We start from the raw sequence: 14,773 nt of genomic DNA on the forward strand, positions 1-14,773 counted from the left end.
ACTATCGATTCACACCTCGGCTACAGTGGTTGCGTCAAACTGTCACTTGATTGCTATAAGGAATGTAGATAATGGACTTTCTGAAGACGGCACCAATGCGCTTTTTGCTATTGGTTACCGGCTCCTGGCTGATTATTTTTCTTCTGACCCGAACCGTTCTGCTCCTCACCCATCTTGATGAGGCCGGCAGCGGATTTTTGTCGGTCTTCGGTATTGGCCTGCTTTACGACCTGGGTTTCCTGGCCTATGCGGCGCTGCCCATGGGGCTCTATCTGTTGCTATGCCCGCCAGCCTTGTGGCGCCGGCGCGGACACCGCTGGTTTCTTCAGGCACTGCTCACCGTCAGCCTGTTTGCGATGCTGTTCACTTCCGTCGCCGAATGGCTGTTCTGGGATGAATTCGGTGTGCGTTTCAACTTCATCGCCGTCGATTACCTGGTGTATTCCGACGAAGTGCTGAACAACCTGCTCGAGTCGTATCCGATCGGCACGCTGCTGAGTATCCTCGCCGTGCTCGCCGTGGCCTTGAGCTTCGTATTGCGCAAGCCCTTCATTGCCGCGCTGGATGCACCCTTGCCGCCCCTGCGTGGACGTCTGGTCAATGCCTTGGGCCTTGTCCTTGTCGCCGGCCTCAGCCTGCAGTTGCTGAGCCAGGACGCACCGCGCGCCCAAGGCGGCAATGCCTATCAGAACGAGTTGGCCAGCAACGGCCCCTACCAGTTTTTCGCAGCCTTCCGTAACAACGAACTGGATTACCCGCAGTTCTATAGCACGCTGCCATCGGCGGTCGTTGCCCAACAGATTCGCGATGAGTTGAAGGAACCCAATGCCCGCTTCATCGGCGAGGACCCACAGGACATTCGTCGGCAAATCGATAATCCGGGTACGTTGCGCAAACCCAACATCGTGCTGGTCACCATTGAAAGCTTCAGCGCCAAATACATGGGCAGCAACGGTGATGAGCGCAACCTGACGCCCAACCTGGATGCCCTGCGCAAACTGAGCCTGTACTTCAACAACTTCTACGCCACCGGTACCCGTACCGACCGAGGCCTGGAAGCCATCACCCTGGCCATTCCTCCGACGCCGGGACGTTCGATCGTCAAGCGCGTGGGTCGTGAAAGCGGTTTCGCCAGCCTCGGCCAGCAACTCAATGCCGTGGGTTACGACAGTGTGTTTGTCTATGGCGGGCGCGGCTATTTCGACAACATGAATGCTTTCTTCAGCGGCAACGGTTATCGCGTTGTCGACCAGAGCAGCGTCGACGAGTCAGAGATTCACTTCAAAAATGCCTGGGGCATGGCCGATGAGGACCTCTACAAACAAACAATCAAACTGGCCGACGCCGACTACGCCTTGCAAAAGCCATTTCTGCTGCAGTTGATGACGACTTCCAACCATCGTCCTTATACCTACCCGGAAAATCGGATCGATATCAAATCCGGCAACGGGCGCGACGGTGCGGTGAAATACACCGACTACGCCATTGGTCAGTTCCTCGATCAGGCGCGTCAGAAACCGTGGTTCGACAATACTATTTTCATCTTCGTCGCCGACCACACGGCGGGCAGCGCCGGCAAGGAAGACCTGCCGATCAGCAACTACCAGATTCCATTGTTCATTTATGCACCGAAATTGATCGAGGCCCGCGAGACTGCGCAACTGGCCAGCCAGATCGACCTGGCCCCCACTTTGCTGGGCCTGTTGAATCTGGATTATCAGTCGACGTTCTTTGGGCGTAACCTGTTGCAGGACAATTCGTTGCCACCACGTGTAGTGGTCGGCAACTATCAGCACCTGGGATTGTTCGACGGTAAAGATCTTGCGATTCTGAGCCCGCGCCAGGGATTGCGTCGTCACGATGCAGCCTTGACCGAAAGTCGCGAGTCCCGATCCAGCACCAGTGACCCATTGATCACCCGCGCGATCACCTATTACCAAACCGCCAGTTATGGCTTCAAGCAGCAGCTGCTTGGCTGGAAAGTGCCCAAGGAGGGCACCGCCCAAGTCAGCGAATGATAACCGGAACGCCCCGGGCTGATGCCCCGGGGCTTTTTCCTTTGTTCAGGATCCACCATGTCATCAACCGTTGCCCGCCCTGCCTCTCGACCACTCAACCTGTGGGTGTGTCTGGGCGTTCCCGCCATCACGGCCATCATTCTGGTCCTGCTCGAACTGACCTCACTGGACATGGATCTGGCGAGGATGTTCTACGACCCTGCGGCTGGAGACTTCATCGGGCGCCACAGTTACTTCCTCGAAACCATCCTGCATGACCGTGCCAAACAGGTAGTCATCGCTTTCTCGGTGTTCGCGATCCTCGGCTTCATCGGTTCGTTTTTCATCGACAGGCTCAAGCCGTTCAAACGGGAGCTGGGCTGCCTGGTGTTGTCGCTGGGTCTGGCAACGTCCTTTGTCACGCCCATGAAAGCGGTGACAGCGGTGCAATGCCCGTGGAGCCTGGAACAGTTCGGCGGCCACGAAAAGTACAGCGAACTGCTGAGCCCTCGCCCACATACCGACAAACCCGGGCGCTGCTGGCCTGGCGGACATGCCGCGACGGGCTTCACGTTGTTTGCGCTGTTCTTCGTATTGCGTGACCGTCGCCCACGACTGGCCCGCGCGGCGCTCGTCTTCGCTTTCGCACTGGGTACGGTGTTTTCCGTTGGCCGGATGATGCAAGGCGCGCACTTCTTTTCGCACAACGTGTGGACGGCAGTGTTCTGCTGGCTGATTTGCCTGGGTTCGTATTACTGGATTCTGTATCGACCGGCGTCCAAGACTGAGCCCGTAACCAAGGCCAAGACTGTCGGCGCCTGAAATACGATCCATTGTAGGAGCGAGCCTGCTCGCGATTGCGGTGGATCAGTCACCGCTCCATCGCCGGGCAAATCGCCATCGCGAGCAGGCTCGCTCCCACATGGGTCCGATGTGAAATTCAGAAATCCCGGCAATAAAAAACCCCGCCTGCTTTCGCAGGCGGGGTTTTTCGTTACAGGGGTAAGGCTGGCTTACATCATGCCGCCCATGCCACCCATGCCGCCCATGTCTGGCATGCCGCCGCCAGCTGGAGCGTCTTTCTTCGGTGCTTCAGCTACAGCAGCTTCGGTGGTCAGGATCAGACCGCCGATCGAAGCTGCGGCTTGCAGAGCCGAACGGGTTACCTTGGTTGGGTCCAGGATGCCCATTTCGATCATGTCGCCGTATTCGCCAGTCGCGGCGTTGAAGCCGAAGCTGCCTTTGCCGTTCTTGACCTTGTCGACGACTACGCTTGGCTCGTCGCCGGAGTTGGAAACGATCTGGCGCAGCGGCGCTTCAACAGCGCGACGCAGAACAGCGATACCCACGTTCTGATCAGCGTTGTCGCCTTTCAGCTCGGTCAGTGCTTCCAGAGCACGGATCAGGGCCACGCCACCGCCAGGTACCACGCCTTCTTCAACGGCTGCACGGGTAGCGTGCAGAGCGTCTTCAACGCGGGCTTTCTTCTCTTTCATTTCAACTTCGGAGCCAGCGCCAACCTTGATTACTGCAACGCCGCCAGACAGCTTGGCCAGACGCTCTTGCAGTTTTTCACGGTCGTAGTCCGAGGAAGTTTCGGCAACCTGGGCACGGATCTGAGCGATACGCGCTTCGATGTCGCCCTGTACGCCAGCACCGTCAACGATGATGGTGTTTTCCTTGGTCAGGGTCACGCGCTTGGCGTTACCCAGATGCTCCAGGGTGGTGCTTTCCAGGCTCAGGCCGATCTCTTCGGAGATGACGGTACCGCCGGTCAGAACGGCGATGTCCTGCAGCATGGCCTTGCGACGGTCGCCGAAGCCCGGAGCCTTGACGGCTGCGACTTTAACGATGCCACGCATGTTGTTCACAACCAGAGTCGCCAGGGCTTCGCCTTCAACGTCTTCGGCCACGATCAGCAGTGGACGGCCGGCTTTGGCAACGGCTTCCAGTACGGGCAACATTTCGCGGATGTTCGAGATCTTCTTGTCGACCAGCAGGATCAGCGGGCCGTCAAGCTCGGCAACCATGGTGTCCGGCTTGTTGACGAAGTACGGGGACAGGTAGCCACGGTCGAACTGCATGCCTTCTACGACCGACAGTTCGTTTTCCAGGCCCGAACCTTCTTCAACGGTGATCACGCCTTCTTTACCGACTTTTTCCATGGCTTCGGCAATGATGTCGCCGATGGAGTTGTCGGAGTTGGCGGAGATGGTGCCTACCTGAGCGATGGCCTTGGTGTCGGCGCATGGCTTGGACAGAGCTTTCAGCTCCTTGACGATCGCGATGGTCGCTTTGTCGATACCGCGCTTGAGGTCCATCGGGTTCATGCCGGCAGCGACGGCCTTCAGGCCTTCGTTGACGATCGATTGAGCCAGAACGGTAGCAGTGGTGGTGCCGTCGCCGGCGTCATCGTTGGCCTTGGACGCTACGTCCTTGACCAGCTGCGCGCCCATGTTTTCGAAACGGTCTTCCAGTTCGATTTCCTTGGCTACGGAAACGCCGTCCTTGGTGATGGTCGGAGCGCCGAAGCTCTTCTCGAGGATCACGTTACGGCCTTTCGGGCCCAGGGTCGCTTTTACCGCGTCAGCCAGAACGTTGACACCAACGAGCATCTTCTTGCGAGCGGAATCGCCGAATTTAACTTCTTTAGCAGCCATGATCGATATTCCTTAAATACTTTGTAGTAGCGGGAAAATGAGCGGGAAATCAGCCTTCGATAACAGCGAGAATCTCGTTCTCAGCCATTACCAGCAGGTCTTCGCCGTCGACTTTCACAGTGTTGCTGCCGGAGTAAGGACCGAACACAACCTTGTCGCCCACTTTGACGGACAGTGCACGCACTTCACCGTTTTCCAGCACGCGGCCGGTACCTACAGCGAGGATTTCGCCGCTGTTGGCTTTTTCGGCTGCCGAACCTGGCAGGACGATACCGCCAGCGGTTTTCTTTTCTTCTTCGCTGCGACGGATGACGACGCGGTCATGCAGAGGACGAAGCTTCATTGTCGATCTCTCCTAATTGTGGTTTTCATCGGCCGGTGTAGTCCCGGCGGGTTAACAAAGTCCGGCGGTGCCGGGTGCGGCTCGACGAGCGAGACGCGGAAGTCTGTCTGGCGCAATTGCCAGAAACCTTGCGGTGACCGTTACATAAGGGCGCATAAGCTTATTACAAGGGTGGGGATCGAAAAATTTTCAGGTCGATTCCCCGCAAACGAACACGGCACCCGAAGGTGCCGTGTGAATACGTGTGGTTACTTGCTGTCGCGGTGTTCGAATTCGCCTTCGATCACATTGGGCTCCCGACCCAGCGGCTCACGCGGCGAGGGACCGCCACGGGGCTGAAGGTCGTCGGCGAATGCACGCTGGCGGATTGCCTGTTCCTCGGCACGCTGACGCATCTTGTTGGCCAGCAGACGGCGGCTCATCGGTAACAGCATGATCAAGCCGATCACGTCGCTGATGAAGCCCGGAAGAATCAACAAACCACCGGCCAGTGCCAGCATCAGGCCTTCGAGCATGGTCTGCGCCGGCAGTTCACCGCGATTCAGGCTTTCACGGGCACGCAATGCCGTAGCCAGGCCCGCTACCCGCAGCACGAAAATACCGAACATCGAGCCAAGAATGATCAGCAGCAGGGCCGGGAAGAACCCGATAGCCCCTGCCACCTTGACGAATACGAACAGCTCCAGCACCGGAAACAGCAGAAAGAGCAACAAAAAAGGGCGCATCAAATAGTTCCTCAACGCAAGAATGCCTTGCCAGTTCAACCTAGATGACGTCGCCGATTCGTGAATTCAAGCGTCGGCCACTTCATTTTTCGGCCAATGTTCGGCGTGAGCCAGGAAAACCAAGGCCTCGCGAACTTGTGTCGGGGTATTACATGGGGCTTGGAAAGGTAGCCAGTAGATCCCCTGGCCGATACGCAAATGCATGCCCTCGGTATCGATCCCGACCATTTGTGCCGGTGCGGTTTTCGGCAATCCCGCCAGGTCGACGTAGTGGGCAATGGCCTTGGCGTGATCATCATTCATGTGTTCGACCATGCTCACTTCGGCCTTGCCGGCGAAAGGGTTAGCCAGTGTCAGGTCATTGACCCAGTGGATGGCGCCAAAACCGCCGATGTAGCGATGACGTACCGGTTGCAGCACCCAGAAATCGAAATCATGGGCCTTGTGATAATTGCGCGAGTCGGGGAAGTAACGGTAGTAGCGCTCGGCTGCGGCCTCGATGGCCGCCTCATCCTCGATCCGTTGGGCCTCTGCCAGATAGGTCAGGCGCCCGACGGCCTGAACGTCTTCAGCTTCACGCTCGCCCACCAGCAAAGAACATTTGGGATCCTTTTGCAGGTTGTGCGTGTGCTGGGCGATGCGGCTGATCAGAATCAGCGGCCGCCCCAACTCGTCCAGACAGTAGGGAACCACGGAACCGAACGGGAAACCGGGCATGGCCTTGGAGAGCGTCGACAGGACTCCGCGGTATTCCTTGAGCAGCAATTCTCGTGCATGCTTGGCAACTTCAACGCTCAATTTATGACTCCTTATATAGAATCCGTCAGAAAAACGGACAGGCGACTGATGATAGTTTCAGTACGCCATCGGGGCAGTTCTCATGTGCAGCCAGGCCACGTCGGGCGCAGATCGAGAGGCTCACTATAAAAAAACCAATCAGACCTGCTACCGGGGCATGCGAATGCAACTCACTGACAAAGTAATCATTATCACTGGCGGTTGCCAGGGTTTGGGCCGCTCCATGGCCGAGTATTTCGCCGGCAAGGGCGCGAAGCTGGCGCTGGTCGACCTCAATCAGGAAAAGCTCGACGAGGCCGTGGCCGCCTGCCAGGCCAAAGGCGTCGAAGCCCGCGCTTACCTGTGCAACGTGGCCAATGAAGAGCAGGTAACTCACATGGTCGCTCAGGTCGCTGATGATTTTGGCGCGATCCATGGCCTGATCAATAACGCCGGCATCCTGCGCGACGGGCTGCTGCTCAAGGCCAAGGATGGCGAGATGACCAAAATGAGCCTGGCCCAGTGGCAGGCGGTCATCGACGTCAATCTGACCGGGGTGTTCCTGTGCACCCGTGAGGTCGCGGCGAAAATGGTCGAGCTGAACAATACCGGCGCGATCATCAATATCTCGTCGATCTCCCGTGCTGGCAACGTCGGCCAGACCAACTACTCCGCCGCCAAGGCCGGTGTCGCCGCCGCGACCGTGACCTGGGCCAAGGAACTCGCGCGCTACGGCATTCGTGTGGCCGGCATTGCGCCAGGCTTCATTGAAACCGAGATGACCCTGGGCATGAAGCCTGAAGCGCTGGAAAAGATGACATCGGGGATTCCGCTCAAGCGCATGGGCAAGCCGGAAGAGATCGCCCATTCGGCGGCCTACATTTTCGAGAACGACTACTACACCGGTCGGATTCTGGAGATGGATGGCGGGTTGCGGATCTAAGACTTGCCACAAAACACTGTGGGAGCGAGCTTGCTCGCGATTGCGGAATGTCAGACACCTCAATGGTGAATGTGACGCCCTCATCGCGAGCAAGCTCGCTCCCACAGGTTCTGTGTCTTATTCGACGGGCTTCAATCGTCGCTGATGGTGATGTTCGGCATTGCCGGCGTTGCCGCTTCCTGCAACACGATCCGCGCGCCGACATGGCGAGCCAGCTCCTGGTAAACCATGGCGATCTGGCTGTCCGGCTCGGCGATGACCGTCGGCTTGCCGCCATCGGCCTGCTCACGGATGACCATCGACAGTGGTAGCGACGCCAGCAGTTCGACGCCGTACTGGCTGGCCAGTTTCACCCCGCCGCCCTCACCGAACAGATGCTCTGCGTGTCCGCAATTGGAGCAGATGTGTACAGCCATGTTTTCCACCACGCCCAATACCGGGATGTTGACCTTGCGGAACATCTCCACCCCCTTGCGCGCGTCGAGCAGTGCCAGGTCCTGAGGTGTGGTGACGATGACCGCGCCGGCCACCGGGACTTTCTGCGCCAGGGTCAACTGGATGTCGCCGGTGCCAGGCGGCATGTCGATGACCAGATAATCCAGGTCACCCCATGCGGTCTGGGTCACCAGTTGCAGCAAGGCGCCGGACACCATGGGTCCGCGCCAGACCATCGGCGTGTTGTCGTCGGTCAGGAACGCCATGGACATCACTTCGACACCGTGGGACTGGATCGGCACGAACCACTTCTGATCCTTGATCTGCGGGCGGGTGCCTTCGGCGATGCCAAACATGATGCCCTGGCTTGGGCCATAGATGTCGGCATCGAGGATGCCGACCTTGGCGCCTTCTCGGGCCAGGGCCAGGGCCAGATTGGCGGCAGTCGTGGACTTGCCCACGCCACCCTTGCCGGAGGCCACGGCCACCACATTCTTGACGTTGGCCAGACCCGGGACTTGCGCTTGAGCCTTGTGCGCGGCAATCACACTGGTGATATCGACGCGGGCGCTGGTGACGCCATCGAGGCCTTCGATGGCCATTTGCAGCATTTGCGCCCAACCGCTCTTGAACAGACCGGCGGCGTAGCCCAGTTCGAGCTGAACGCTGACACGGTCGCCCTGCACATCGATGTTGCGCACACACCCGGCGCTGACCGGGTCCTGGTTCAGGTAAGGATCGGTGTATTGGCGAAGGACGGCTTCCACCGCTGCGCGATTGACGGCGCTCATGGGCAACTCCGGTAACAAGACAGGGAAAATATGGCGGGTATCCTACCCCTTCTGTCCTCCGGACGGCACGCCCGGCAACTATTTGCAGGGGTGAAATATCTTTCCCGGCGCTTTATAGTGGCCGACCTCCGTTTCATCAAGTAGCCGAGCCCCATGTCCGAGCCACGCAAGATTCTCGTCACCAGCGCCCTGCCCTATGCCAATGGTTCGATTCACCTTGGCCATATGCTGGAATACATCCAGACCGATATGTGGGTGCGCTTCCAGAAGCACCGCGGCAATCAATGCATTTATGTCTGCGCCGACGACGCCCACGGTTCGGCGATCATGCTGCGCGCGGAAAAGGAAGGCATCACCCCGGAACAACTGATCGCCAACGTCCAGGCTGAACACAGCAGCGACTTTGCCGACTTCCTGGTGGACTTCGACAATTTCCACTCCACTCACGCCGAAGAAAACCGTGAGCTGTCGAGCCATATCTACCTGAAACTGCGCGACGCCGGGCACATCGCCACGCGTTCGATCACCCAGTATTTCGACCCGGAAAAGAAAATGTTCCTGGCCGACCGCTTCATCAAGGGCACCTGCCCGAAATGCGGCACGGAAGACCAGTACGGCGACAACTGCGAAAAATGCGGCGCCACCTACGCTCCGACCGACCTGAAGGATCCGAAGTCTGCGATCTCCGGCGCCACACCGGTGCTCAAGGACTCCCAGCACTTCTTCTTCAAGCTGCCGGACTTCCAGGAAATGCTGCAAACCTGGACCCGTAGCGGCACCCTGCAAGACGCCGTTGCCAACAAGATCGCCGAATGGCTGGATGCCGGCCTGCAACAATGGGACATCTCCCGTGATGCGCCGTATTTCGGCTTCGAAATTCCCGACGAGCCGGGCAAATATTTCTACGTGTGGCTGGATGCGCCGATCGGCTACATGGCGAGCTTCAAGAACCTGTGCAACCGCACGCCGGAGCTGGACTTCGACGCGTTCTGGGGCAAGGACTCCACTGCCGAGCTGTACCACTTCATCGGCAAGGACATCGTCAACTTCCACGCCCTGTTCTGGCCAGCCATGCTCGAAGGCGCGGGCTACCGCAAGCCGACCGGGATCAACGTGCACGGCTACCTGACCGTCAACGGTCAGAAAATGTCCAAGTCCCGCGGCACCTTCATCAAGGCCCGGACCTATCTGGATCACCTGTCGCCGGAGTACCTGCGTTACTACTACGCCTCCAAGCTGAGCCGTGGCGTCGACGACCTGGACCTGAACCTCGAAGACTTTGTGCAGAAGGTCAACTCCGACCTGGTGGGCAAAGTCGTCAACATCGCCAGCCGTTGCGCCGGTTTCATCCACAAAGGCAACGCCGGCGTGATGGTCGACACCAATGCCGCGCCGGAGCTGACCGAAGCGTTCCTGGCCGCCGCGCCTGGCATCGCCGACGCCTATGAAGCCCGCGATTTCGCCCGCGCCATGCGCGAAATCATGGCCCTGGCCGACCGTGCCAACGCCTGGATCGCCGACAAGGCACCCTGGTCGTTGAACAAGCAGGAAGGCAAGCAGGATGAAGTCCAGGCCATCTGCGCCACCGGCGTCAACCTGTTCCGCCAGTTGGTGATTTTCCTCAAGCCCGTGCTGCCGCTGCTGGCCGCCGATGCCGAGGCATTCCTGAATGTCGCGCCATTGACCTGGAACGACCACGCCATCTGGCTGGCCAACCATCAGCTGAACGAATTCAAACCGCTGATGACTCGGATCGACCCGGTCAAGGTACAAGCCATGACCGACGCCTCCAAAGAGGACCTGACTGCCAGCCAGACCGACACCGGCGCAGCTCAACCTGCCGGTAACGGCGAGCTGGCCAAGGATCCGCTGTCGCCGGAAATCGATTTCGACACCTTTGCCGCCGTCGACCTGCGCGTCGCGCTGATCGTCAAGGCTGAGCACGTGGAAGGCGCCGACAAGCTGCTGCGCCTGACCCTGGACATCGGCGACGAGCAACGCAACGTGTTCTCCGGCATCAAGAGCGCTTACCCGGATCCGTCCAAGCTCGACGGTCGCCTGACCATGATGATCGCCAACCTCAAGCCACGGAAAATGAAGTTCGGGATCTCCGAAGGCATGGTGATGGCAGCTGGTCCTGGCGGTGAAGAAATCTACCTGCTGAGCCCGGACAGCGGCGCCAAGCCCGGTCAGCGGATCAAGTAAGGCACAGCGGTAAACCGATCCCACAGTCGTGCCTGGCGCGACTGTGGGATTTTCATGTCCGGGCACCCTCCGTCACCGCCGGATAATGCCTAAGCTTTTTAGACCGCCGCTTGAAAAAGCCACGTTCCCGTCGGCACGATCATGACCGAAGCATTTCTCACGCTTGTCAGCACTGCCCTGATCAACAACCTCGTGTTGAATTGGCCGCTGGGCGTCGATCCGCTGCTGGCCAGCCAACGAAAGCAAGTTCACGCCTTGGGCATCGCAACGACATGCCTGATGGTTATCGTCGGTCTGCTCGGCTACGCGCTTTATCATTGGCTGCTGATCCCGTTGCAGCTCACGTCGCTGAACCTGTTCGTGTTCCTTCCCTTGAGCGTGCTGCTGATCAGCCCCTTGCTCACCGGCTTGTCAAAGATGCTCCCAACGTTGCCCTTCGACGGTCTCTGGCCACTGCTACTGGGCAACGCTGGCGTGCTGGGCGTAGCGCTTTTCAATGAGCGCAATGATCAGGGATTCCTGTCTGCCACGGCCCTGAGCCTGGACGCAGGACTCGGTTTCTGGCTGGTGCTGAGCCTGTTCAACGATCTGCGCCAACGCACAATCGACAACGATGTTCCCCTGCCCTTTCGCGGCCTGCCGATCGACCTGATCGGCGCCGGACTGATCGCAGTGGCTTTTCTCGGATTCAGCGGACTGATCAAAACATGAGTCTGATTCAAAGCATCGACGCGCTCCTGCCGCAGACCCAGTGCGGCAAATGCGGCCATCCCGGATGCAAGCCCTACGCTGAAGGCATCGCCAACGGCGAGCCGATCAACAAATGCCCACCGGGTGGCAACGAAACCATCAATGCCCTGGCCGAATTGCTGAATGTGCCGGTACTGGAGCTTGATGTAAGCCGCGGGCCGGCTCCCGCGCAGATCGCCTATATCCGCGAAGCCGAATGCATCGGCTGCACCAAATGCATCCAGGCCTGCCCGGTAGATGCCATCGTCGGCGCCGCCAAGCTGATGCACACGGTCATCATCGATGAATGCACCGGTTGCGATTTGTGTGTGGCACCTTGCCCCGTGGACTGCATCGAAATGCGGCCATTGCCGATAGCCACGGTTCTGCCGATTGTCGGCGGCCTGGCCTTCAGCCTCGAAGAACAACAGGCCCGCGCGGCCAAACGCAATCACGCACGGCGCCGCTTTGAACAACGCAATGCCCGATTGCAACGTGAAGAACAGCAGAAAGCCGCCGAGCGCCAGGCTCGGGCGCAACGGTCCGCCCAACCGGCTGAAGTGACTCTCGACCCGGTGCAGGCTGCGCTTGAGCGTGTACGCGCACAGAAAGCCGCCAATGCCGATGCGGCACTGAAAAAAGCCAAAATTGATGTTGCGATGAGCCGGGCGCAACTGACCAAATCCCTCAAGGCATTCGGCCATCCGCCGACCTTCGAACAGCAGTCGCAGTTGATTGTCCTGCAACAACAATTCGAGGCTGCCGAACAGGCACTCAAACAACTGGAAAACGCCGCGCCGCCTATGTCGACTCCGGCACCCTCGCCCGCTCCGGAGAAGAATGCCGAATTGAATCGGGCGAAGATCCAGTTGGCCATGCGCCGCGCGGAGCTGAAAAAGGCCCAGGCCGCCCAGGCATCCGCCGAGCAGATCGAAGCCCTGGAGCGTGCACTCGGCGAAGCCGAGCGTCTGGTGGATGCCCATGCCACTTCTTGAGTCGGTCGACACCCGCCTGCAACAAGCCATGAAACTGGTGCTCCTGGCGACGCTGCCAGGGATGCTGGCGATGTTCTGGTTTTATGGCTGGGGTGTGCTGATCAATTTGCTGCTGGCCGGCATCGGGGCATTGGCCTCTGAAGCGGTAGCGCTGCACTTGCGCAAGCGTGCACTCCTGCCGACCTTGAGCGACGGCAGTGCCCTCGTCAGCGCCACGCTACTGGCTCTCGCCCTGCCGCCCTATTGTCCGTGGTGGCTCACCCTCAGCGCCGCCATGTTTGCGATGCTGTTCGGCAAGCATTTGTACGGCGGTGTCGGCAGTAATCCGTTCAACCCGGCCATGCTCGGTTTCGCTCTGGTAATGGTGACCTTTCCACAAGCAATGACCCAATGGCCCGCGGCCCATGGCATGGACTTGTGGGGCGGCTTGCAACAGGTCTTCGGCTTCGGTCAACAGCCGGACGCGTGGGTTGGGGCCACCGCACTGGACAGCCTGCGTATCAACAAAAGCCTGACTATGGACGAACTGTTCTCGACGAATCCTGCGTTCGGTCACTTCGGCGGTCGCGGCGTGGAATGGATCAACCTGGCCTTTCTCGCAGGCGGCGCATTCCTTCTGCAGCGGCGGCTGTACAGCTGGCATGCGCCGGTCGGCATGCTCGCCAGCCTGTTCATCATCAGCCTTTTGTGCTGGAACGGCTCCGGTTCGGATTCCCATGGCTCGCCGTTATTTCATCTGCTGACCGGCGCCAGCATGCTGGGTGCGTTTTTCATCGTCACGGAACCGGTGTCCGGCCCCAAAAGCGCCGGAGCGCGATTGATGTTCGGAATCGGTGTCGGGCTGCTGACGTACCTGATTCGAACCTGGGGCGGCTATCCGGACGGCGTGGCCTTCGCCGTGCTGTTGATGAACCTTTGTGTGCCGACGCTTGAGCGGCTTGTCGTCGCCAGACAGGAGCGAACCAGGCCATGAGCCGCCTATCGAGTGCAGTCATACTTGGATTGCTCGCCGTCCTGGGGATCGGCCTGACCTGGGTTGTACAGCACAGCAGCGCGCCGCACATTGCAACACAGCAGCGCTTGATCGACAGTCGCAATCTGCTGGACCTGCTGCCACCCGACAGCTACGACAATCAGCCGCTGGAGCAATCGCTCACACTGGAAAAGCCAGAACTGGGCAACAGCACACTGCTGGCGGGTTTCCGCGCAACCAGAGCCGGTCAACCCTCTGCCGTCCTGTTGCGTAGCCAGACCCTTGGATATGAAGGCAGCATCGAGTTGCTGATCGCCATCGATCCCAACGGCAGGTTGATTGGTGTGAAAACCCTCAAACAAACGGAGACGCCAGGACTCGGTGCGCGGATCGGAGAATGGCCCAACGCGTGGCTCGAGCTGTTTGCCGGCAAATCTCTCACCGATCCGGGTGACAACGGCTGGGCATTGAAAAAAGATCAGGGACAATTCGACCAGATTGCCGGTGCGACCATCACATCGAGAGCCGTGATCAACGCTACCCACGATGCTCTGCGCTACTTTGATGAACACCGGCAACAACTGCTCTGGAGCCCCTCCCATGAGTAAATCACCGCTATTACAGAACTCTTTGATGCTCGCGCCACTGATCGGCGCCACCGGCTCAGTCATGAGCGCGCTGGGTCTGTGGCTGATGTTCATGGTGGTAATCGGGGTTTTCAACGGAGTGATGAGTGCATTGAGGTCACGACTGCACGCGGCAATGCATTTGCTGGCAAGTGTGGTTCTTGCCGCAACACTGACCAGTAGTGTTCAGCTCTGTGCGCAAGTCTGGTCGCTGCAGTGGTATCAACAGGTGGGAATTTATTCAGCGTTGATCGCTTTGCAATGTGTCGTGCTGGAGTGTTCGGGATTCTTCCAGACCCCTTGGCGAAATCGCGTGCATCTGTGTGTCCTGTTCGGCACCTTGCTGGTGGGCCTGGGTCTGCTGCGCGAACTGCTTGGCAACGGCACACTCGGCTCTCACCTGTCGTGGCTCGCGGGAGGGATACAAACGGATTGGCAAGGCTGGAAGTTGACCGCCGACGGTGGCTTGCGTGTACTTTCCCTGGCCCCCGGTGGCTTCATCCTGCTGGGATTGCTGGTCGCCGCATGGCAGACCTGGCACCGTCAGAGATCCGAACAATGATTGCTCTTAAGG

The 14,773-nt window shown here is 59.1% G+C and carries 14 protein-coding genes; 9 read left to right on the forward strand and 5 right to left on the reverse strand.

The features are described 5' to 3' along the window. Nucleotides 1-71: 71 nt before the first annotated feature. The gene (locus tag DKY63_RS14300; RefSeq protein WP_110964694.1) at nucleotides 72-2,018 is read left to right on the forward strand and encodes an LTA synthase family protein; all 1,947 of its coding nucleotides are present in this window, start codon (nucleotides 72-74) and stop codon (nucleotides 2,016-2,018) included. A 57-nt stretch (nucleotides 2,019-2,075) separates the two neighbouring features. Beyond that, nucleotides 2,076-2,819 (forward strand): phosphatase PAP2 family protein, encoded by a 744-nt coding sequence (locus tag DKY63_RS14305; RefSeq protein ID WP_110964695.1) that lies wholly within the window; start codon nucleotides 2,076-2,078, stop codon nucleotides 2,817-2,819. 191 nt (nucleotides 2,820-3,010) lie between these two features. Here DKY63_RS14305 and groL read toward each other — a convergent pair whose 3' ends face one another. From groL to DKY63_RS14325, 4 genes are all read right to left on the reverse strand, one after another. Continuing rightward, nucleotides 3,011-4,657, reverse strand: a complete 1,647-nt coding sequence (groL, locus tag DKY63_RS14310) for a chaperonin GroEL (RefSeq protein WP_110964696.1) — start codon at nucleotides 4,655-4,657, stop codon at nucleotides 3,011-3,013. Between the two features lie 49 nt (nucleotides 4,658-4,706). Next, entirely contained in the window at nucleotides 4,707-5,000 is a 294-nt protein-coding gene (locus DKY63_RS14315; RefSeq protein ID WP_110964697.1) for a co-chaperone GroES, read from the reverse strand. Between the two features lie 248 nt (nucleotides 5,001-5,248). Beyond that, nucleotides 5,249-5,725 carry an FxsA family protein gene (locus DKY63_RS14320; protein WP_110964698.1) on the reverse strand — a complete coding sequence of 159 codons (477 nt, stop codon included), beginning with the start codon at nucleotides 5,723-5,725 and terminating at the stop codon, nucleotides 5,249-5,251. Nucleotides 5,726-5,791: 66 nt separating this feature from the next. Next, on the reverse strand, nucleotides 5,792-6,523 hold the full coding sequence (locus DKY63_RS14325; RefSeq protein WP_110964699.1) for a HugZ family protein: 732 nt from the start codon (nucleotides 6,521-6,523) through the stop codon (nucleotides 5,792-5,794). A 163-nt stretch (nucleotides 6,524-6,686) separates the two neighbouring features. On the opposite strand from DKY63_RS14325, the gene DKY63_RS14330 reads away from it, so the two are divergent. Further along, complete coding sequence (locus DKY63_RS14330) at nucleotides 6,687-7,445, forward strand: SDR family oxidoreductase (protein WP_110964700.1); 759 nt, start codon at nucleotides 6,687-6,689, stop codon at nucleotides 7,443-7,445. Nucleotides 7,446-7,576: 131 nt separating this feature from the next. On the opposite strand, the gene apbC is transcribed toward DKY63_RS14330, so the two are convergent. Next, entirely contained in the window at nucleotides 7,577-8,671 is a 1,095-nt protein-coding gene (gene apbC / locus DKY63_RS14335) for an iron-sulfur cluster carrier protein ApbC (RefSeq protein ID WP_110964701.1), read from the reverse strand. Nucleotides 8,672-8,824: 153 nt separating this feature from the next. Here apbC and metG point away from each other — a divergent pair, with 153 nt between their 5' ends. The 6 genes from metG (at nucleotide 8,825) to DKY63_RS14365 (ending at nucleotide 14,761) form a co-directional block, all read left to right on the forward strand. After that, the gene (gene metG, locus DKY63_RS14340) at nucleotides 8,825-10,876 is read left to right on the forward strand and encodes a methionine--tRNA ligase (protein WP_110964702.1); all 2,052 of its coding nucleotides are present in this window, start codon (nucleotides 8,825-8,827) and stop codon (nucleotides 10,874-10,876) included. A gap of 141 nt (nucleotides 10,877-11,017) precedes the next feature. After that, a complete protein-coding gene (locus DKY63_RS14345; RefSeq protein WP_110964703.1) occupies nucleotides 11,018-11,587 on the forward strand; it encodes an electron transport complex protein RnfA in 570 nt (189 codons plus the stop codon). Then, nucleotides 11,584-12,600, forward strand: a complete 1,017-nt coding sequence (rsxB, locus tag DKY63_RS14350) for an electron transport complex subunit RsxB (RefSeq protein ID WP_110964704.1) — start codon at nucleotides 11,584-11,586, stop codon at nucleotides 12,598-12,600. The genes DKY63_RS14345 and rsxB overlap by 4 nt, the downstream gene beginning before the upstream one ends. Continuing rightward, nucleotides 12,587-13,573 (forward strand): RnfABCDGE type electron transport complex subunit D, encoded by a 987-nt coding sequence (locus DKY63_RS14355; RefSeq protein ID WP_110967926.1) that lies wholly within the window; start codon nucleotides 12,587-12,589, stop codon nucleotides 13,571-13,573. The genes rsxB and DKY63_RS14355 overlap by 14 nt, the downstream gene beginning before the upstream one ends. Continuing rightward, nucleotides 13,570-14,181, forward strand: a complete 612-nt coding sequence (locus tag DKY63_RS14360; RefSeq protein WP_110964705.1) for an RnfABCDGE type electron transport complex subunit G — start codon at nucleotides 13,570-13,572, stop codon at nucleotides 14,179-14,181. The genes DKY63_RS14355 and DKY63_RS14360 overlap by 4 nt, the downstream gene beginning before the upstream one ends. Then, entirely contained in the window at nucleotides 14,174-14,761 is a 588-nt protein-coding gene (locus DKY63_RS14365) for an Rnf-Nqr domain containing protein (protein ID WP_110964706.1), read from the forward strand. Before DKY63_RS14360 ends, DKY63_RS14365 begins: the two co-directional genes overlap by 8 nt. Nucleotides 14,762-14,773 lie beyond the last annotated feature (12 nt).

Source organism: Pseudomonas putida (assembly GCF_003228315.1).
GTDB lineage: Bacteria > Pseudomonadota > Gammaproteobacteria > Pseudomonadales > Pseudomonadaceae > Aquipseudomonas > Aquipseudomonas putida_S.

Bases quoted from the DNA above. Each gene is read 5' to 3' on its own strand.
- rsxB (WP_110964704.1), top strand. From the start codon at position 11,584: ATGAGTCTGATTCAAAGCATCGACGCGCTCCTGCCGCAGACCCAGTGC.
- DKY63_RS14360 (WP_110964705.1), top strand. From the start codon at position 13,570: ATGAGCCGCCTATCGAGTGCAGTCATACTTGGATTGCTCGCCGTCCTG.
- DKY63_RS14300 (WP_110964694.1), top strand. From the start codon at position 72: ATGGACTTTCTGAAGACGGCACCAATGCGCTTTTTGCTATTGGTTACC.
- groL (WP_110964696.1), bottom strand. From the start codon at position 4,657: ATGGCTGCTAAAGAAGTTAAATTCGGCGATTCCGCTCGCAAGAAGATG.
- DKY63_RS14330 (WP_110964700.1), top strand. From the start codon at position 6,687: ATGCAACTCACTGACAAAGTAATCATTATCACTGGCGGTTGCCAGGGT.
- DKY63_RS14305 (WP_110964695.1), top strand. From the start codon at position 2,076: ATGTCATCAACCGTTGCCCGCCCTGCCTCTCGACCACTCAACCTGTGG.
- DKY63_RS14355 (WP_110967926.1), top strand. From the start codon at position 12,587: ATGCCACTTCTTGAGTCGGTCGACACCCGCCTGCAACAAGCCATGAAA.
- DKY63_RS14320 (WP_110964698.1), bottom strand. From the start codon at position 5,725: ATGCGCCCTTTTTTGTTGCTCTTTCTGCTGTTTCCGGTGCTGGAGCTG.
- metG (WP_110964702.1), top strand. From the start codon at position 8,825: ATGTCCGAGCCACGCAAGATTCTCGTCACCAGCGCCCTGCCCTATGCC.
- DKY63_RS14315 (WP_110964697.1), bottom strand. From the start codon at position 5,000: ATGAAGCTTCGTCCTCTGCATGACCGCGTCGTCATCCGTCGCAGCGAA.
- DKY63_RS14365 (WP_110964706.1), top strand. From the start codon at position 14,174: ATGAGTAAATCACCGCTATTACAGAACTCTTTGATGCTCGCGCCACTG.
- DKY63_RS14345 (WP_110964703.1), top strand. From the start codon at position 11,018: ATGACCGAAGCATTTCTCACGCTTGTCAGCACTGCCCTGATCAACAAC.
- apbC (WP_110964701.1), bottom strand. From the start codon at position 8,671: ATGAGCGCCGTCAATCGCGCAGCGGTGGAAGCCGTCCTTCGCCAATAC.